Below are 17,876 nucleotides of genomic sequence, written 5' to 3' on the forward strand. Positions count from 1 at the left end.
AAACGTCCTGTCTCGCGAATCACTGCTGCTTTTTGACGGCGCCTGTTGTCGCCATGCTGCGTTGCCGCTTCTCGCCATAGCCAGCTATGGCTCGGCGCGGCGCCTTGCCTGGCAACAACAGTCACTCGTCAAAAAACAGCGTATTCACGAGACAGGACGTAAGCGCCCGTCTGTCGCCTTGCCGTCTTCGGCTGGAGGCGTCACAAATACCGAGGTTAGACATGTCCACCACTCCCGCGCCGGCCAATCCAAAGGTTGGCTTCGTATCCCTGGGTTGCCCCAAAGCACTGGTCGACTCCGAGCGCATCCTTACCCAGCTGCGTATGGAAGGCTATGACGTTGTGTCCACGTATCAGGACGCTGACGTCGTGGTGGTCAACACCTGCGGCTTCATCGACTCGGCCAAGGCTGAGTCTTTGGAAGTGATCGGCGAAGCCATCAAGGAAAACGGCAAGGTCATCGTGACCGGCTGCATGGGCGTCGAAGAAGGCAATATTCGCAAGGTGCACCCAAGCGTATTGGCCGTGACCGGTCCGCAGCAGTACGAGCAGGTGGTCAACGCCGTGCACGACGCCGTGCCACCGCGCCAGGATCACAACCCGCTGATCGACCTGGTGCCGCCGCAAGGCATCAAGCTGACCCCGCGCCACTACGCCTACCTGAAGATTTCCGAAGGCTGCAACCACAGCTGCAGCTTCTGCATCATCCCGTCGATGCGCGGCAAACTGGTCAGCCGTCCAGTCGGTGACGTACTCGACGAAGCCCAGCGCCTGGTCAAGGCCGGCGTCAAAGAGCTGTTGGTGATCTCGCAAGACACCAGCGCCTACGGCGTCGACGTGAAATACCGCACCGGTTTCTGGAACGGCGCGCCGGTGAAAACCCGCATGACCGAACTCTGCGAAGCCCTGAGCACCCTCGGCGTCTGGGTTCGCCTGCACTATGTTTACCCGTACCCGCACGTCGACGAGCTGATTCCGCTGATGGCCGCCGGGAAAATCCTGCCGTACCTGGACATCCCGTTCCAGCACGCCAGCCCGAAAGTCCTGAAAGCGATGAAACGCCCGGCCTTCGAAGACAAGACCCTGGCGCGCATCAAGAACTGGCGCGAAATCTGCCCGGACCTGATCATCCGTTCGACCTTTATCGTCGGCTTCCCTGGCGAAACCGAAGAAGACTTCCAGTACCTGCTGAATTGGCTGACCGAAGCGCAGCTCGACCGCGTCGGCTGCTTCCAGTACTCGCCAGTCGAAGGCGCACCGGCCAACCTGCTGGACGCGGCCATCGTGCCGGACGACGTCAAGCAAGACCGCTGGGATCGCTTCATGGCGCACCAGCAAGCCATCAGCTCGGCTCGCCTGCAAATGCGTGTTGGCCGTGAAATCGAAGTACTGGTCGATGAAGTCGACGAGCAAGGCGCGGTCGGCCGCTGCTTCTTCGATGCCCCGGAAATCGACGGCAACGTGTTCATCGACAACGGCAGCAACCTGAAACCAGGCGATAAAGTCTGGTGCAAAGTGACCGACGCCGACGAATACGACCTGTGGGCTGAACAGATCTAAACGCAAAAAATACGAAAAGCCCCGCTCTCTTGACGAGATGCGGGGCTTTTTTACGTCTATCGTTTTGTGAGGAAAGGATTCTCAACATTCACAGAAACGGCTATTAAAAAAGGAGCAGCCGACCATGCGCCAACATTCGGTCATCCACACGCCGAAACAGAGCGACTACGAAGAACTCACTCAGGTCTGGGAAGCCTCGGTGCGCGCCACCCATGACTTTCTGCCGGACAGCTACATCGAGCTGCTGAAGAACCTGGTGCTGACGCGCTACCTCGATGCGGTGATGCTGATCTGCACCAAAGACCCGCGCCAGCGCATCACCGGGTTCGCCGGGGTCGCTGCGGGCAAGATCGAAATGCTCTTCATCGACCCGGCTCACCGCGGCCAGGGCCTGGGCAAGCAGTTGCTACGCTATGCGATGGAACACCTGAATGCCGATGAACTGGACGTCAACGAACAGAACCCGCAGGCACTGGGTTTCTACTTCAAACAGGGCTTCGAGGTGATTGGCCGTTCGGAAGTCGATGGCATGGGCCAGCCTTATCCGTTGCTGCATATGCGTTTGCGTCAGGCACAACAACGTACGCGCAACGGCTGACACAACACGGAACAAAATGTGGGAGCGGGCTTGCTCCGGGCGGCGTTCCGACGAATGCGGTGGGTCATTCAGCAGAGAAATTGACTGATCTAGCGCTTTCGTCGGAACGCCGCCCGGAGCAAGCCCGCTCCCACAAAAAGCCACACGGCGCAAATGGACCCGCGATTAACCGGCGCCAGGCAGGTACAATGCCCACCCCTTTTTTGTTACGGCCCTGTCATGACTGACCCGATTCGTCTCTCCAAACGCCTCATCGAACTCGTCGGCTGTTCCCGTCGGGAGGCTGAGCTGTTCATCGAGGGCGGCTGGGTCACCGTGGACGGTGAAGTCATCGACGAGCCGCAGTTCAAGGTCGAGAACCAGAAAGTCGAGCTTGATCCAGAAGCCAAGGCCACTGCGCCGGAACCGGTGACCATCCTGCTGAACGTGCCCGTGGGCATGAATGCGGAAACGGCCATGGCAACAATCAGCGCCGAGACCTTGAGCGAAGAACACCGCTTCAGCAAACGTCCGCTCAAGGGCCACTTCCTGCGCCTGACCGCCAGCACCGACTTGCAGGCCAACGCCAGCGGTCTTTTGGTGTTCACCCAGGACTGGAAGATCCTGCGCAAACTCACTGCCGACTCCGCCAAGATCGAGCAAGAGTATGTGGTCGAAGTTGAAGGCGACATGGTGGCTCATGGCCTCAACCGCCTGAACCACGGCCTGACCTACAAGGGCAAAGAACTGCCGCCGGTCAAAGCCAGCTGGCAGAACGAAAACCGCCTGCGTTTTGCGATGAAGAACCCACAACCGGGCGTCATCGCCCTGTTCTGCCAGGCCGTAGGCCTGAAGGTTGTCGCCATCCGCCGCATCCGCATTGGCGGCGTGTCCATCGGTAAAGTGCCGTTGGGGCAATGGCGTTACCTGTCCGGCAAAGAGAAGTTCTAAGACTTTTCACGCCGTCACACATTTTGGCGCCGCTGTTTATGCGGCGCCCACTGCTGAATATCAGGATTGCACACCATGATTCATAACGACGTACTGCGCAGCGTGCGCTACATGCTCGACATCAGCGACAAGAAAGTCATCGAGATCATCAAGCTCGGCGGCATGGACGTGACCCTGGAAGACCTGGTGACGTACCTCGACAAGAAAGAGGAAGACGAGGAAGGCTTCGTACGCTGCCCGGATGAAGTCATGGCGCATTTCCTCGACGGCTTGGTGACCTTCAAGCGCGGCAAGGACGAAAGCCGTCCGCCGCAGCCGATCGAAGTGCCGGTGACCAACAACATCATCCTGAAGAAACTGCGTGTGGCTTTCGAACTGAAAGAAGACGACATGCACGCGATTCTCAAGGCCTCCGAGTTCCCGGTGTCCAAGCCTGAGCTGAGCGCGCTGTTCCGCAAGTTCGGCCACACCAACTACCGCCCGTGCGGCGACCAGTTGCTGCGCAACTTCCTCAAGGGCCTGACCCTGCGCGTGCGTCCGCAGTAAGTGCCCGCCGGCCTTGAGCTGCAAACTTGCAGCGCAAGGCCAGGCTGTATAGACCCTCATTCCTCGCAAAAATAGTGGCTCCGCTTCCGGCGGCTGACGACTAGGGTGTATTGACCCTCAGCTCTCAGGATTCGCCATGCACCCGTACTTTTCCCTGCAAGGCCGCACCGCTCTGGTGACCGGCGGCACCCGTGGTATCGGAAAAATGATCGCCAAGGCTTATGTCGAGGCTGGTGCCACCGTGTACGTGTGCGCCCGGGATGCCGAAGCCTGTCAGCAAACGGCTGATGAATTGAGCGCATTCGGTCGTTGCCACGGAGTGGCGGCCAACCTGGCCACCGAAGAAGGCGTACTTCAACTGGCTACGCGACTGGGCGAGCAGATCACTCATCTGGATATTCTGGTGAACAACGCAGGCACCACGTGGGGTGCGCCGCTGGAGAGCTACCCGGTCAAGGGCTGGGAAAAGGTCATGCAGCTGAACGTGACCTCGGTGTTCAACTGCATTCAGCAGTTTTTGCCACTGCTGCGCAAGGCCGGTTCGGCAGCGAATCCGGCGCGAATTATCAATATCGGTTCAGTGGCGGGAATTTCGTCCTTCGGCGAGCAGGCTTATGCCTATGGGCCGAGTAAAGCGGCCCTGCACCAACTGTCACGGATTCTGGCGCGGGAGCTGGTGAGCCAGCACATCAACGTCAACGTCATCGCACCGGGGCGTTTTCCGAGCAAGATGACGCAGCACATCGGCAATGATGAGCAGGCATTGGCCGACGACACGGCATTGATTCCAATGAAACGCTGGGGCCGGGAGGAAGAGATGGCGGCGCTGGCGATCAGTCTGGCGAGCACGGCCGGCGCTTATATGACCGGGAATATCATTCCGCTGGATGGCGGGTTTAGCCTTTAGATCGGCGGCGCGGCCATCGCGGGCAAGCCACGCTCCCACAGGGGAATGCATTTCAAATGTGGGAGCGTGGCTTGCCCGCGATGACGGACTTACTGGCACCACCGGTCTTGCGGCTGCTCGGGTTATCATGCCCGCCCACACCCCGCCTCGACCCCAGACCATGACCTACAGCGTTTCCCCCATCGGCTTTGTGCGCTCCTGTTTCAAGGAGAAGTTCGCCATCCCGCGCCAGCCACAACTGGCACCGGCCGCTCGCGGCGTGCTGGAACTGGTGGCGCCGTTCGATCAGGGCGATGCGGTGCAAGGTCTGGAACAGGTCAGCCACGTGTGGCTGCTGTTCCTGTTTCACCAGGCCCTGGAAGAAAAGCCACGACTGAAAGTCCGCCCTCCTCGTCTCGGAGGTAACAAATCCATGGGTGTGTTCGCCACCCGCGCGACGCATCGGCCCAATGGCATCGGCCAATCCGTGGTAAAGCTGGACAAGGTTGAAGCCAATCGCCTGTGGATATCCGGCATCGACCTGCTGGACGGCACGCCGATTCTCGACATCAAACCCTACGTGCCTTACGCCGACATCATCGATACGGCCTCCAACAGCATCGCTAGCGCCGCGCCGCAGTTGATCCCCGTGCAGTGGACGGATTCAGCGCTGCAGCAGGCTCACAGCCACGCTCAGCGCCTTGAAGAACCGCTGGTGGAGTTGATCGAGCAATGCCTGGCACAAGACCCACGTCCGGCGTACCAGATTCCTACACCCGAACGGGAATACGGCGCGCAGTTCTGGGACTTGGACGTGCGCTGGCACTATCCCGAAGCCGGGGTAATCCGTGTCCTGGAAGTCATCCCCGCCTCCAACCTGTAGGAGCTGTCGAGTGAAACGAGGCTGCGATCTTTTGATGTTACTTTTAAAAACAAGATCAAAAGATCGCAGCCTCGTTTCACTCGACAGCTCCTACAAGGTTTGCATTGAACATAAAAAAGCCCCCATTGCCTGCACAGGCAATGGGGGCTTTTCGGTGCTGCGTGTACTTACTTCTCGACGAACGCTCGCTCGATCAGGTAATCACCCGGCTCGCGCATCCGCGGCGACACTTTCAGGCCGAAGCTGTTCAACACTTCGCTGGTCTCGTCGAGCATGCTCGGGCTGCCGCACAGCATGGCGCGGTCGTCTTGCGGGTTGATCGGTGGCAGACCGATGTCGCTGAACAGCTTGCCGCTGCGCATCAGGTCGGTCAGGCGACCTTCGTTCTCGAACGGCTCGCGGGTCACGGTCGGGTAGTAGATCAACTTGTCACTCAGGGCCTCGCCAAAGAACTCGTTCTGCGGCAAGTGCTCGGTGATGAACTCGCGGTAAGCGACTTCGTTGACGTACCGTACGCCGTGGCACAGGATCACTTTTTCGAAACGCTCGTAGGTTTCCGGGTCCTGGATGACGCTCATGAACGGCGCCAGACCGGTACCGGTGCTGAGCAGGTACAAATGTTTGCCAGGCTTCAAGTCATCCAGCACCAGCGTGCCGGTAGGCTTCTTGCTGATGATGATCTCGTCGCCTTCCTTCAGATGCTGCAGCTGCGAAGTCAGCGGGCCATCAGGCACCTTGATGCTGAAGAACTCGAGATGCTCTTCCCAGTTCGGGCTGGCAATCGAGTAAGCGCGCATGAGCGGCCGGCCGTTGGGCTGTTGCAGGCCGATCATCACGAACTGACCGTTCTCGAAGCGCAAGCCCGGGTCGCGGGTGCACTTGAAGCTGAACAGAGTGTCGTTCCAGTGATGAACACTGAGGACACGCTCGTGGTTCATGTTGCTCATGTACGTGGGACTCCTGGAGATTTTGTCTGCGCATGCTCTGCGCCTGCTCTGCGAAAAATGAGCTGCTGTGCGCAATTGCATCGCATTCTAATGGCAGCGACAATATCTGTTAACTGGATTATTAAGATAAGGGTTATCGGTTATATCGATATGCGATTTACTCTCCGTCAACTTCAAGTATTCGTCGCCGTCGCCCAGCAGGAAAGCGTATCCCGTGCTGCGGGTCTGCTCAACCTCTCGCAATCGGCGGCGAGCACCTCGATCACCGAGCTAGAGCGTCAGTCCAGCTGTCAGCTGTTCGACCGCGCCGGCAAACGGCTGAGCCTCAACGCCCTCGGCAAACAGTTGTTGCCGCAAGCGGTGGCGCTGCTCGACCAGTCCAAAGAAATCGAAGACTTGCTCAATGGCAAGTCGGGATTCGGCTCTCTGGCGGTCGGCGCGACCCTGACCATCGGAAATTATCTGGCCACCTTGCTGATCGGCAGCTTCATGCAGCGCCATCCGGAAAGCCAGGTGAAGCTGCACGTGCAGAACACTGCCAACATTGTGCAGCAGGTCGCCCACTATGAAATTGATCTGGGTCTAATCGAAGGCGACTGCAGCCATCCGGACATCGAAGTGCAGAGCTGGGTCGAGGATGAACTGGTGGTGTTCTGCGCGCCCCAGCATCCACTGGCCAAGCGCGGCACGGCGACCATGGAAGAGCTGACCCATGAGGCCTGGATTCTGCGGGAACAGGGCTCTGGCACGCGTCTGACCTTTGACCAGGCCATGCGTCACCATCGCAGCTCGCTGAATATCCGACTGGAACTGGAACACACCGAAGCGATCAAGCGTGCCGTGGAGTCCGGGTTGGGGATTGGCTGTATTTCGCGTCTGGCGCTACGCGACGCGTTCCGCCGCGGCAGCCTGGTGCCGGTGGAGACGCCGGATCTGGATCTGGCGCGGCAGTTCTATTTCATCTGGCACAAACAGAAATATCAGACGTCGGCGATGCGTGAATTCCTCGACCTGTGCCGCGCTTTCACCGCCGGGGTTCAGCGCAGCGACGAGATCGTTCTGCCCACCATCGCTTAGAGCAGGATGACTGCCCAGACCAGCGCGATCATGCTCAAGGCTACGAACTGAGCGGCGCTGCCCATGTCCTTGGCATTCTTGGACAACGGGTGCAATTCAAGGGAAATGCGGTCGATGGCCGCTTCCACTGCCGAATTGAGCAATTCGACAATCAACGCCAGCAGACACACTGCAATCAACAACGCCTGCTCGACACGACTGACGTTCAGGAAGAACGACAGCGGGATCAATATCACGTTGAGCAATACCAATTGCCGAAAGGCCGCTTCGCCGGTAAAGGCTGCGCGCAGACCGTCCAGCGAATAACCGGAGGCGTTGAGGATGCGTTTGAGGCCGGTTTGGCCTTTGAAAGGTGACATAAAGTAGGCAACTGACCAAAAAGGAAGTGGGAAAGCTAGAGTAAGCAAAGTCAAAAAAGCGTGAACGAGCCGCGCCTGATTAGCTCGAAATTGACTCAAGTTGTTGCAGAAGCAACGCCGCCTGGGTCCGGGTCCGCACATTCAGCTTGCGAAAAATCGCCGTCACGTGGGCCTTGATCGTCGCTTCGGAAACGCTCAGCTCGTAGGCAATCTGCTTATTCAACAAGCCTTCACAGACCATGGTCAGAACACGAAACTGCTGAGGCGTCAGGCTCGCAAGGCCTTCGCTGGCGGCCTTCGCTTCGGCGGAAACGCTGACCGCCTCGAACGCCTGAGGTGGCCAGAACACATCACCATCGAGCACCGCGCGTACGGCTTTCTGGATGACGCTCAGATCACTGGATTTTGGGATGAAGCCGCTGGCGCCGAATTCACGGGACTTCACCATGATCGAGGCTTCTTCCTGGGCCGACACCATGACCACCGGAATCTGCGGATACTGACCGCGCAACAGTACCAGCCCTGAAAAACCGTAGGCCCCCGGCATGTTCAGGTCCAGCAGCACCAGATCCCAGTCGGACTTCTCGTCCAGACGGGTTTCCAGCTCGGCAATGCTTGCCACTTCCACCAGACGGACTTCCGGGCCCAGGCCCAGGGTCAACGCTTGATGCAGGGCGCTACGAAAAAGAGGGTGGTCATCGGCAATCAGGATTTCGTATGTGGCCATTTTTCAAATGATCCTGTTTTTCAAACAACTCGAGGTACAGCCACGGAGCTGCACCAACAGGGCACGTTCAACGCCAATCACGTGGCTACCACGTAGCTCAGTCACGTAAAGAATACGGCGTATCAAACTTTGGCCGCGCCCTAATCGGCGCCAAGCATGCCCAGCGAAGTCGGGGTGGTCAAGGTGCATGGCCAGTACAGTTCTTTGCAGTATGGGCGACAATCAGCGCGTGACAGGGGCGCCGATTTACACAAAAGGCATCAGCTCGGCGTGTGCCGGTGTTGAAACATTCATTTCAAGCTGATGTTTGGCATCAAGGTAATGTTGGCTGAACACGTCGAAATAAGCGTCCAGTGCCGACGCTGCCTCGGTATCACCCGCCAGATCGAGACACAACGCCGCCACTTCGGCTGTGCATAAATGCTCGCTGCGGGTCGATCGGCGCAACCGGTACCGCGACAACTTCTCGGGCAACAGGCTCAGGATCGGAAGCCGATCAAAGTAGGGGCTTTTGCGGAAAATCTTCCGGGCTTCTGTCCAGGTGGCATCCAGCAGAATGAACAGCGGACGCTTCGAACTATCGGCATCGACGCTGTTTGTGACACGCTCGGGTTCGACGTACTCACCCGGAAACACCAGATAGGGCTGCCATTGCGGGTCGGCCAGCAGCGCCAGCAATTGCTCATCAACCTCCGTACGCGACCAGATGAATGCATGGTTGTCGCGTACCACATCGGCGATCAGCCAACCGGTGTTGCTCGGCTTGAACACTTCCTTGTTGGTCATGATCAGGCACACGCCAGAACGGGCCTCGACCTGCGGGCGCCAGGCGCACAGGCAGTGGCTCTCGATCACGCGGCAGGCTCGGCAACGCGGTGCCCTCCAGCCTCGGGCCTGAATCGGCTTGATGCCCTCTTCCTCTCGCTCATCGCGCAAGCGGGCTACTGCGTTTGCAGCAAAGCGTGGGGTTGCAGGGTTCATCGCAGGCAACGCCGGCAGGGGAAGAAAATCGACACGAAAAACACTCGGCAGGGCAGAAAGTGGCGGCAGTTTATCAGAGCAGCCGGCGCAAGCCTGTACCGTCCAGGCCTCGTCCCCTATAATTCGCCGCCACTGAACGCACAGTCATGTGACGGGTCGAACAACCAGTCACTGAACCAGGAGAGTTTCATGCTGCGCCTTATCGTTCCCACCGCTGCCATTTTGCTGGCGTCGTCCTTCAGCGCTCAGGCTGCTTCCTTGAGTGAGCAGAATCTCAACAGAGAGCTGCGAAACGTCGCCACACAAAGCAGTGTTGGTACTCCACGGGCAATCAACGAAGACATTCTTGATCAGGGCTACACCGTCGAAGGCAACACGCTGATCAACCATCTAAGCGTACAAAGCAGCCACGCCAACAAGATGCGTGCCGACCCGAAAGCCGTGTATTTCCAGCTTGGCGCCTCTGTATGCAACAACCCATCGTTCCGCAAACTGATGGCCAAGGGCGCGGTCATGCGTTACGACTTCACTGAGGTGAAGACCAACCGCTCAGTGGGCTCTGCCAGCTATCAGGAATCGGACTGCCCGAAAGCGGCTCCGGCCAAGAAGAAGTAATCATCGGGAAGTGGCGCGCCGCTGTTCATCCTCGGCGCGCAGTTCTGCCAACAACGCCTGCAAATAACGGGAACGTCGGTCGGCCCCCTCCAGACGCCGGCAGCACTCTTCTTCGAGACTCAGATGATTGGTCTCGGCTGATGATTTCAGTAATCGATACAGTTGCGTATCGATCTCCAGAATGACTCTGGCCATAGCTTCCCGCCTCCCGCCTCCCTGCACCTCGCCCTTGCTTGAGAGCGATAAAATCCTTGAACCGCTTGTGCCGTACGTCCTCCTTTGACGCAAATTTGTCGTGTCGTGCCTGTAATTTAGTAAATCAGACTGTCGGACACTCGCCTTGCGTTCAGACGAGCGGTGAAAGCACCTTGCAAATCGCCAATAAGCGGTTGCCAGGAAAGACTTTGCGGCGCAATGATCAAGTCAGCGAAAAACGCTGCGAGGGTCTAGATTCATAGTGTTCACGTTTACTTTTCAGGGCAGGAAGGGGGCTGCCCATTGCACGTCTTGTTGTGCGAATGTTTCCTTCACCCAAGGGAAAAACAGAGCCTGTATGGAAGGAGAAGTTGATGCCTTACCAACCGAATGACCTCCTGAGCCGTCATTTTGAAGAAAGCGGCCACGACCTCATCAGCAAGGTCGAAGAGCAACTCAACCTTGTTTCACCCAACAGCCCGAACATCCCGATCTACCGTGACATGATCCTGACCGTGCTGCGCATGGCCCAGGAAGATCACAACCGCTGGAATGCCAAGATCACCCTTCAAGCCCTGCGTGAACTGGAACACGCTTTCCGTGTTCTGGAGCAATTCAGGGGGCGCCGCAAGGTCACCGTTTTTGGCTCGGCCCGAACACCGATAGAACATCCGTTATACGGACTGGCCCGGGAACTTGGCGCCACGCTGGCGCGCTCAGACCTGATGGTTATCACCGGTGCCGGTGGCGGCATCATGGCAGCGGCTCATGAAGGTGCTGGCCTGGCACACAGCCTGGGATTCAATATCACCCTGCCCTTCGAGCAGCATGCCAATCCCACCGTGAATGGCACAACCAATCTGCTGCCCTTCCACTTCTTCTTTACCCGCAAGCTGTTCTTCGTCAAGGAAGCCGATGCGCTGGTCCTGTGCCCTGGCGGTTTCGGTACCCTGGATGAAGCGCTGGAAGTGCTGACACTGATCCAGACTGGCAAAAGCCCGCTGGTGCCCGTGATATTGCTGGACGCCCCCGGCGGCAAATTCTGGCAAGGCGCGTTGGACTTCATTCACCATCAACTGGAGGAAAATCGCTATATCCTGCCGACCGATATGAAACTCGTGAGTCTGGTCTATAGCGCGGAAGAGGCTGTGGAGCAGATCAACCAGTTCTACAGCAACTTCCACTCCAGCCGCTGGCTCAAGCATCAATTCGTGATCCGCATGAATCACAAGCTCAGCGACCAGGCGCTCGAACATATGCAGGAGGCATTTGCCGACCTGTGTCTGAGCGATCACTTCCATCAACACGCCTACAGCGGAGAGGAACACGACGAACCGCAGTTCAGCCACCTGGCGCGACTCGCTTTCACCTTCAACGCCCGTGATCATGGACGCCTGCGGGAACTGGTGGACTACATCAACCTGCCGGAAAACTGGGCGCAATCCCAACCCCAGGCGCAACAGCGCTCGCGGGAACCGTCCAAGGTTACGTAGATAAAAAAACGGCCCGCTATCGAAATAGCGAGCCGTTCAGTCAATCGTCCATCCCTCGGCCGCTGAACAAGCGGCTGATCATTTCCATGGAATATCCCCGATAACTCAGGAACCTGCCCTGTTTGGCACGTTCCCGGGCGTCTATCGGTAAATGCCCGGAAAACTTTCGCCGCCAGGTGTCTTCCAGTTGTTCCTGCCAGTTGATACCGCTCTCGCGCAAAGCAAGTTCGATGTCGGTACGTTGCAGGCCGCGCTGGCTCAACTCTTCGCGAATACGCAAAGGGCCATAACCGGAACGGGAACGGTAGGAAACAAAGCTTTCGAGATAACGGGATTCGGACAGCAGGCCTTCTTCCGTCAAGCGGTCGAGTGCCGTGTCGATCATTTCAGCGAGGGCGCCGCGTTGACGCAGTTTACGCGTCAACTCGACTCGACCGTGCTCGCGTCGCGCGAGCAGGTCCATTGCGGTTCGCCGCACCGCGACGAGTGTATCGAGTACGGCGGTCATCGGATCAATCAGATATCAGCGTCAGCCAAGTCATCAGCAGTCTCTTTGACTGGCGATGCTTTAACGTCCGGCGCTGGAGTCAGCAACTTGTCGCGCAGCTGCTTCTCGAGCTTGGTGGCGATTTCCGGATTGTCTGCCAGGAACTTGGCCGAGTTGGCCTTGCCCTGACCGATCTTGGTGCCTTCATAGGCATACCAGGCACCGGACTTCTCGACGAAACCGTGCAGCACGCCCAGGTCGATCATCTCACCGTTGAGGTAGATGCCTTTGCCGTAAAGAATCTGGAACTCGGCCTGACGGAACGGCGAAGCTACCTTGTTCTTCACAACCTTGACGCGGGTTTCGCTACCGACAACCTCATCACCTTCCTTCACCGCGCCAGTACGGCGGATATCCAGACGAACCGAAGCGTAGAACTTCAGCGCGTTACCACCGGTGGTGGTTTCCGGGCTGCCGAACATCACGCCGATTTTCATGCGGATCTGGTTGATGAAGATAACCAGGCAGTTGGCGTTCTTGATGTTACCGGTGATTTTACGCAGCGCCTGGGACATCAGACGGGCTTGCAGGCCCACGTGCATGTCACCCATTTCGCCTTCGATTTCAGCCTTTGGAACCAGAGCCGCAACGGAGTCGACGATGATTACGTCAACCGCGTTGGAACGCACCAGCATGTCGGTGATTTCCAGGGCTTGCTCGCCGGTGTCCGGCTGCGAAACCAGCAGGTCGTCGACGTTGACGCCCAGTTTGCCGGCGTATTCAGGGTCGAGGGCGTGTTCAGCATCGACGAATGCACAGGTCGCACCAGCTTTTTGAGCCTGGGCGATCACCGACAGTGTCAGCGTGGTTTTACCGGAGGATTCAGGACCGTAGATTTCAACGATACGGCCTTTTGGCAGACCGCCAATGCCGAGCGCGATGTCCAGACCCAGAGAGCCAGTAGAGATAGCCGGGATCGCCTGACGGTCCTGATCGCCCATACGCATTACGGCACCCTTGCCGAATTGACGTTCGATCTGACCCAGGGCCGCAGCCAAGGCTTTCTTCTTGTTGTCGTCCATTAAAGTCCTCACGTAATCAATAAGGCCTGACGGCCAACACCTGTATAAGTAGCCAGTATTATTCCACAGCGTTTCAGGATCGCCTACCCCTGATTTGAGATTTCTCCAGCGGCATGGCGCAGCAGCCCCTCTAGCGCGGCCTTCACCGTTTGTCGGCGGACCTCGTCGCGGTTGCCGGGGAAGTACTGCACCTCGCTGAACACCTGTTCACCAACGCCCCAGGCCAGCCACACGGTGCCCACCGGCTTGCTCGGCGAACCGCCATCCGGTCCCGCCACACCGCTGACAGCCACGGCAAATTGCGCCCGGCTTTTCTCCTGCGCGCCGCGGACCATGGCCTCGACCACCTCGCGACTGACCGCCCCCACCGTCGCAAACAACTCGACCGGGACATTCAATTGCTCGGTTTTCTGGCGGTTGGAGTAAGTGACATAACCGGCCTCGAACCATGCCGAACTCCCCGGAATCCGGGTGATCGCCTCGCTGATCCCGCCGCCGGTACAGGACTCGGCGGCGGTAACGTGGGCATTGAGAACCTGCAAGCGCCTGCCAAGTTCAGCGGCCAGTTGGGTGATTTCTTTCACGGTCATCTCCTGAGCAAGCGGAATGAGAACTACCGTACACGAGCGTAACGCGCTTGCAAGGCACAGGATCGATCAAAATGTTAGCGAGCGAGGGCCCTGATATAAGCCTGACAGGCCTGCAAGGCAATCAGTCCGCGGTCGCCGGCGTCGGTGATGGCGACAATTCGTTGAGCATGCGCCGGGTCAAGTCGGGCGCGCGCTGCTCCATGATCCACGCGGCTGGCTCCGGAGGCGGTTGGCACTGCACAGACAGAGGCAGTGTCATGGGCATCGAGGAGGACTGACAAGCGCACATCAGCAGTGGCAAGACGATCGCGCAGGCGACCTTGATCACGTTGGGCATCGCTAAGCGCTCGGTAATGGGTTTGTTCGCTGGTCGAAAGACGCCGCTCCAGTGCTAGACGCTTGTCCTGCTCGGTCTGTTGCTGCGTTGCGGCTGCCAGCGTCAGCTGATTCAGTGCCTCGACGTGCAGCCTGGCCTGTTCCGCCAGTTGCCGGCCATACCGCCAATCCTGAAAGTGCCAGGCCAGCGCCGCCGAGCCACCGCCCAACACAGCCAGAAACACAACAACGCCAATGACGCGGTAAGACATCGGGATCAAACCGAAGGCTGGCATAACACCGCCCTCGCCCTCGCCCAGAGTTGCAAGCGATCCTGCAAACCGTTCAGGCCGCCGTTGATGCGGCGGGTGATGCTGTTGAACTGGTCGCGATCGGCCAGTTCGTTGAAGCCATTTTGATCCCAGAACCACGCGGCCGATTCGGCGGCCCACCGGGGCTTTTCCAGAAGCCCTGGCAAAAACAGTAAACGATCATCACCGAAGAGTCCGAGACTGCACTGACGGTAATTGTCGCGACCAGTGATCTGAATCAGGCCTCGGCCACGGTATTTTTGACCGTCGCCGTCGGGTTCCGGAGTGTTACCCAAACGGGCGGCCAGGGTGCCTGTGTCGTATTTGCTCAGGTATTGAGTACTACCCAGTTCTCGTACGCACTGCAATTGCCCTGATTCATGACCGACTTGCGCGAGGAAGGCGGCGATGCGTTTGGGGGTGTTGATGTTGTGGTGGGTCATGGCGGTGTTGAGTGCAGAAATGAAAACGCCCGCTTGGGAGCGAGCGTTGGGCATAACGATCTGTAGTTGTTGCTGCGTAACGGTCATATAGCCTCCAGAATGCCGGCGGCGACACGATCGGCAAGACTTGGGCAGTGATCACGCAGTTGAGTTATCAGTGGGGTGATCTTCATGGTGTTTTCACCGGGCAATAAAAAAACCGCTTGGTTGGCGGGTTTGAGTGAAAGGTACTGGCCTTGGGAAACCCGCGTCCTTGCGGGTCGGATGCCGGTCGGCACCGCTGCTCGCCATTCCATTGGGCTTTGTGTTCAGTGATCCTGGGGGTTATCTCGCGGCGGTACTTCGCAAACGCCAATCCGCTTGGCCGCCCAACGCTCATAAAGGCCAATGGCAACATCTGCCCCGGCCATCGCCGTAAGGCAACCGAAGGCGCAAGCCGTCCAGATCGACACGCCAGCGGCATACAGCAGCATGATTGCCGAGACCCCGCAGACCATGCAGGCCCCGGACCGCAAGGCCAGACGCCGCAGCAGTGACCAGCCACGGGCGCCCTCCTTGTCGGCGCGCCACATTTCGCCGGACACCCCGCCCACCAGTGCGAGGACGATGACGAGCCAGATCGGCATGTCCAGCAACGCTTGTTGCTCGTTTGTCATGTCACGCCTCCGGGGGGGGTGATTGATGAGTAATTGGATGGTGTGTTTCGGATGCAGCCTTGGTGATCAGCAGTCGCCGCTCAAGCGCAGAGAAACGACTGCAAGTCCTGTTCATGAAGGCGATCAGGGTTTAAATAGGCTCAACGATTACGTTGTCGATGAAGGCAAAGTTGGCGTACGGGTTCTGCTCGTTGGAGAAGGCCAGGGTCGTTTGAGCCGTGGTGGCGGTGAAGTCGTAAGTGATGGCGCTCCACACGACTGTTGCACCGTTAGCGGACGGGGTGTTGAAGGTGGCGGTTTGCCCCGCCACTTTCACCTGGATGACACCGTCGCCGGAGCGACTGGCGTAGCGCGAATTACCCGCACTGAAGGTCAATCGGTACTTGGCGCCGACCGTGGTGGCAAAGTTCTGCTGAATGCCGCCGCCGTTGCCATAAACGTTGTTGGCCAAGTCGACAATTACAACGCCATCCGCGGCGACAGAGCCGCCGATCGAGGCGGGCATATTGAAGTACTCGGCACCGGACAGAAACGTCGTCCAACCCGTGATGAAGTTGGTTTTCTCCGTGGTATCCAGTATGCAACTACCGCTGCAGCCTGGCTGTTCAAAGCTACCGTTGACCAAAAGGTTAGCGGCAACAGCGTTGCCCCCAGCGCCGAGCAGAGCAGCGGACAGAAACAGCGGGGCAACATATTTCTTGAAATCGTTCATGGTTCACCTATTGAGTTAATTGAGTTATTTGTGCTGCTGATGCAGCGCTCATGTCGCTCACAGGCGATCGCTCGAGGCTCGTTGCCTTCACATGATTCAAAGTCCCGCATCGGGAACATTTGATCTGGAGCTCGGTGTACTCACCCACTCGGGCGAGAAGTCTTTTGCACTGCCCACATCTGCAATCTTTCAACATCGAGATGCCTCCTGGCTTCTGCCGAATCCTTTCTGTAGTTGAGGTTGATAAACCTCGGACGAGGTAGGCATTCCAAAAAGCCCGGCGCTTACCGGGCCTTTCAGTAATGCGGTCCTTCGCGTTGATCTTTCGGCGCTACTGGCGCGGTACGGATCGATTCAAATTGTTTTTCCGACCGCGGTCCCTGCCCGCCGGATAACTGCTTGTGGTGCTTTACGCTGCACACCCGGGTCAGTTGCCAACCCTCTGAACCGTTGAGGCCGGTTCATCGCTGCCTTTGTGGTGGAACTAAAGAGCTTCGTTTCGAGCTGCTTTGTTGAGCGGCTTGAGACAAAGAATATGCATGGATGCATATACAGTCAATGCACAAATGCATTTATTTATGCGCAATAAATGCATTAACGCATGAAAGTCCCGCAGGCAAAGGCGCTGACGGCTTTTCGGCAGGCGAAAAAAAACCCGCTCAATGGCGGGTTTTATCTGACAGCGGTGAGGTTAACGGGCGTACATGCCCCACCAGAAGACGTGACCGAGGATGACAATCTGCTCTTCCTGGATTTCCTGGAAGGTGTAGTCCTCGTCCGGATGTTCATCTCGATTGAAGCTGCGCAGGCGAATACCGGTAGGCAGGCGATACAGCTGTTTCACCCGCAGCTGGCCGTTGTGGTTGATGGCATAAAGGTCGCCATCCACGATATCGCCGATCCCGCACTTGCCGGCATTAACGCCGACGGTGGCGCCGTCGCGCAGTACCGGCAACATACTGTTGCCGCGTACCGTCACGCATTTGGCCTGGTCGAACTGTACGCCGTTGTGGCGCAGACTCCGCTTGCCGAAGCGCAGGCTAGAGCGCTCGCTCTCTTCGATGACGAATCTTCCTGATCCTGCAGCCAATTCAACCTCGCGAAGAAAGGGGACCGATACCTCGTCATCATCGACGGGCGTATCGTCGTCCCACAGACTTATGTCCTTGAGTTCCGAATGCAATTGATCGCGCCCGGTGTTGGCTGCCGGCGCGACATCCGCCCGGCCCCGCAACTGGTCGGTGCTCACGGCGAAGTACTCGGCGATCTTCGAGATGTGTTTATCCGAAGGATCGACGATCTTCCCGCTGAGGATCCGCGAGAGAGTGGATTGAGGCACGCCGGTGCGACGGTGAAGCTCCGTGGGGGAGATCCCGTGCTGATCGAGCAGCGCTCTTAAGACGGTAGAAACATTGCGTTTTTGCATAAAGCGCATAGTGCTTGTTCTTTTCGCGGAAGACAAATGCCAAATTGCATAAATTGCG

The 17,876-nt window shown here is 58.1% G+C and carries 23 protein-coding genes; 9 read left to right on the top strand and 14 right to left on the bottom strand.

Annotated elements, in window-relative coordinates; genetic code table 11:
* The first annotated feature begins 221 nt into the window (after positions 1 to 221).
* From rimO to tsaA, 6 genes are all read left to right on the top strand, one after another.
* Positions 222 to 1,559: a 30S ribosomal protein S12 methylthiotransferase RimO gene (rimO, locus tag ACA059_RS25340; protein WP_064676142.1), complete on the top strand. Its 1,338-nt coding sequence runs from the start codon at positions 222 to 224 to the stop codon at positions 1,557 to 1,559.
* A gap of 124 nt (positions 1,560 to 1,683) precedes the next feature.
* Positions 1,684 to 2,157: a GNAT family N-acetyltransferase gene (locus ACA059_RS25345; protein ID WP_134101705.1), complete on the top strand. Its 474-nt coding sequence runs from the start codon at positions 1,684 to 1,686 to the stop codon at positions 2,155 to 2,157.
* Positions 2,158 to 2,376: 219 nt separating this feature from the next.
* The gene (locus ACA059_RS25350) at positions 2,377 to 3,087 is read left to right on the top strand and encodes an rRNA pseudouridine synthase (RefSeq protein WP_223433015.1); all 711 of its coding nucleotides are present in this window, start codon (positions 2,377 to 2,379) and stop codon (positions 3,085 to 3,087) included.
* A 75-nt stretch (positions 3,088 to 3,162) separates the two neighbouring features.
* Positions 3,163 to 3,633: a YehS family protein gene (locus ACA059_RS25355; RefSeq protein WP_056739223.1), complete on the top strand. Its 471-nt coding sequence runs from the start codon at positions 3,163 to 3,165 to the stop codon at positions 3,631 to 3,633.
* Between the two features lie 136 nt (positions 3,634 to 3,769).
* Positions 3,770 to 4,540 carry an SDR family oxidoreductase gene (locus ACA059_RS25360; protein ID WP_497631424.1) on the top strand — a complete coding sequence of 257 codons (771 nt, stop codon included), beginning with the start codon at positions 3,770 to 3,772 and terminating at the stop codon, positions 4,538 to 4,540.
* Positions 4,541 to 4,700: 160 nt separating this feature from the next.
* Positions 4,701 to 5,402: a tRNA (N6-threonylcarbamoyladenosine(37)-N6)-methyltransferase TrmO gene (gene tsaA / locus ACA059_RS25365; protein ID WP_095128069.1), complete on the top strand. Its 702-nt coding sequence runs from the start codon at positions 4,701 to 4,703 to the stop codon at positions 5,400 to 5,402.
* Positions 5,403 to 5,569: 167 nt separating this feature from the next.
* Here the strand turns inward: tsaA and fpr are convergent, their stop codons facing one another.
* Positions 5,570 to 6,349, bottom strand: a complete 780-nt coding sequence (gene fpr, locus ACA059_RS25370) for a ferredoxin-NADP reductase (RefSeq protein ID WP_030127957.1) — start codon at positions 6,347 to 6,349, stop codon at positions 5,570 to 5,572.
* Between the two features lie 150 nt (positions 6,350 to 6,499).
* Here fpr and ACA059_RS25375 point away from each other — a divergent pair, with 150 nt between their 5' ends.
* Positions 6,500 to 7,426 carry a LysR family transcriptional regulator gene (locus ACA059_RS25375; RefSeq protein ID WP_008153977.1) on the top strand — a complete coding sequence of 309 codons (927 nt, stop codon included), beginning with the start codon at positions 6,500 to 6,502 and terminating at the stop codon, positions 7,424 to 7,426.
* Here ACA059_RS25375 and ACA059_RS25380 read toward each other — a convergent pair.
* The 3 genes from ACA059_RS25380 to ACA059_RS25390 all read right to left on the bottom strand — a co-directional run bounded on the left by ACA059_RS25380 (position 7,423) and on the right by ACA059_RS25390 (position 9,493).
* Complete coding sequence (locus tag ACA059_RS25380) at positions 7,423 to 7,785, bottom strand: diacylglycerol kinase (RefSeq protein ID WP_008010143.1); 363 nt, start codon at positions 7,783 to 7,785, stop codon at positions 7,423 to 7,425. The two genes, ACA059_RS25375 and ACA059_RS25380, sit on opposite strands and share 4 nt — an antisense overlap.
* Positions 7,786 to 7,864: 79 nt before the next feature.
* Positions 7,865 to 8,512, bottom strand: coding sequence for a response regulator transcription factor ErdR (gene erdR, locus ACA059_RS25385; RefSeq protein WP_046046272.1), 648 nt, complete (start codon positions 8,510 to 8,512; stop codon positions 7,865 to 7,867).
* 246 nt (positions 8,513 to 8,758) lie between these two features.
* Entirely contained in the window at positions 8,759 to 9,493 is a 735-nt protein-coding gene (locus ACA059_RS25390) for a tRNA-uridine aminocarboxypropyltransferase (protein WP_283183243.1), read from the bottom strand.
* Positions 9,494 to 9,682: 189 nt separating this feature from the next.
* Here ACA059_RS25390 and ACA059_RS25395 point away from each other — a divergent pair, with 189 nt between their 5' ends.
* Positions 9,683 to 10,108: a PA3611 family quorum-sensing-regulated virulence factor gene (locus ACA059_RS25395; protein WP_008153984.1), complete on the top strand. Its 426-nt coding sequence runs from the start codon at positions 9,683 to 9,685 to the stop codon at positions 10,106 to 10,108.
* Here ACA059_RS25395 and ACA059_RS25400 read toward each other — a convergent pair whose 3' ends face one another.
* On the bottom strand, positions 10,109 to 10,303 hold the full coding sequence (locus tag ACA059_RS25400; RefSeq protein ID WP_095128071.1) for a hypothetical protein: 195 nt from the start codon (positions 10,301 to 10,303) through the stop codon (positions 10,109 to 10,111). It lies immediately after the preceding gene.
* A 374-nt stretch (positions 10,304 to 10,677) separates the two neighbouring features.
* Between ACA059_RS25400 and ACA059_RS25405 the strand changes: the two genes are divergently transcribed.
* Positions 10,678 to 11,796, top strand: coding sequence for an LOG family protein (locus tag ACA059_RS25405; RefSeq protein ID WP_497631425.1), 1,119 nt, complete (start codon positions 10,678 to 10,680; stop codon positions 11,794 to 11,796).
* A gap of 40 nt (positions 11,797 to 11,836) precedes the next feature.
* Here ACA059_RS25405 and recX read toward each other — a convergent pair whose 3' ends face one another.
* The 9 genes from recX to ACA059_RS25450 all read right to left on the bottom strand — a co-directional run bounded on the left by recX (position 11,837) and on the right by ACA059_RS25450 (position 17,818).
* Positions 11,837 to 12,304 (bottom strand): recombination regulator RecX, encoded by a 468-nt coding sequence (gene recX / locus ACA059_RS25410; RefSeq protein WP_497631426.1) that lies wholly within the window; start codon positions 12,302 to 12,304, stop codon positions 11,837 to 11,839.
* An 8-nt stretch (positions 12,305 to 12,312) separates the two neighbouring features.
* Positions 12,313 to 13,365 carry a recombinase RecA gene (gene recA / locus ACA059_RS25415; protein ID WP_282376924.1) on the bottom strand — a complete coding sequence of 351 codons (1,053 nt, stop codon included), beginning with the start codon at positions 13,363 to 13,365 and terminating at the stop codon, positions 12,313 to 12,315.
* Positions 13,366 to 13,448: 83 nt separating this feature from the next.
* Positions 13,449 to 13,949: a CinA family protein gene (locus ACA059_RS25420; RefSeq protein WP_150654843.1), complete on the bottom strand. Its 501-nt coding sequence runs from the start codon at positions 13,947 to 13,949 to the stop codon at positions 13,449 to 13,451.
* 80 nt (positions 13,950 to 14,029) lie between these two features.
* The gene (locus ACA059_RS25425; protein ID WP_497631427.1) at positions 14,030 to 14,566 is read right to left on the bottom strand and encodes a lysis system i-spanin subunit Rz; all 537 of its coding nucleotides are present in this window, start codon (positions 14,564 to 14,566) and stop codon (positions 14,030 to 14,032) included.
* A complete protein-coding gene (locus ACA059_RS25430; RefSeq protein ID WP_497631428.1) occupies positions 14,548 to 15,111 on the bottom strand; it encodes a glycoside hydrolase family 19 protein in 564 nt (187 codons plus the stop codon). The genes ACA059_RS25425 and ACA059_RS25430 overlap by 19 nt, the downstream gene beginning before the upstream one ends.
* Before the next feature lie 221 nt (positions 15,112 to 15,332).
* Complete coding sequence (locus tag ACA059_RS25435) at positions 15,333 to 15,680, bottom strand: phage holin family protein (protein WP_033053935.1); 348 nt, start codon at positions 15,678 to 15,680, stop codon at positions 15,333 to 15,335.
* Positions 15,681 to 15,810: 130 nt separating this feature from the next.
* The gene (locus tag ACA059_RS25440; RefSeq protein WP_497631429.1) at positions 15,811 to 16,392 is read right to left on the bottom strand and encodes a DUF642 domain-containing protein; all 582 of its coding nucleotides are present in this window, start codon (positions 16,390 to 16,392) and stop codon (positions 15,811 to 15,813) included.
* A 7-nt stretch (positions 16,393 to 16,399) separates the two neighbouring features.
* The gene (locus ACA059_RS25445) at positions 16,400 to 16,588 is read right to left on the bottom strand and encodes a Com family DNA-binding transcriptional regulator (RefSeq protein ID WP_081757428.1); all 189 of its coding nucleotides are present in this window, start codon (positions 16,586 to 16,588) and stop codon (positions 16,400 to 16,402) included.
* A gap of 495 nt (positions 16,589 to 17,083) precedes the next feature.
* Positions 17,084 to 17,818: a LexA family transcriptional regulator gene (locus tag ACA059_RS25450; RefSeq protein WP_282377059.1), complete on the bottom strand. Its 735-nt coding sequence runs from the start codon at positions 17,816 to 17,818 to the stop codon at positions 17,084 to 17,086.
* Positions 17,819 to 17,876 lie beyond the last annotated feature (58 nt).

The organism is Pseudomonas sp. LBUM1647, from assembly GCF_059716175.1.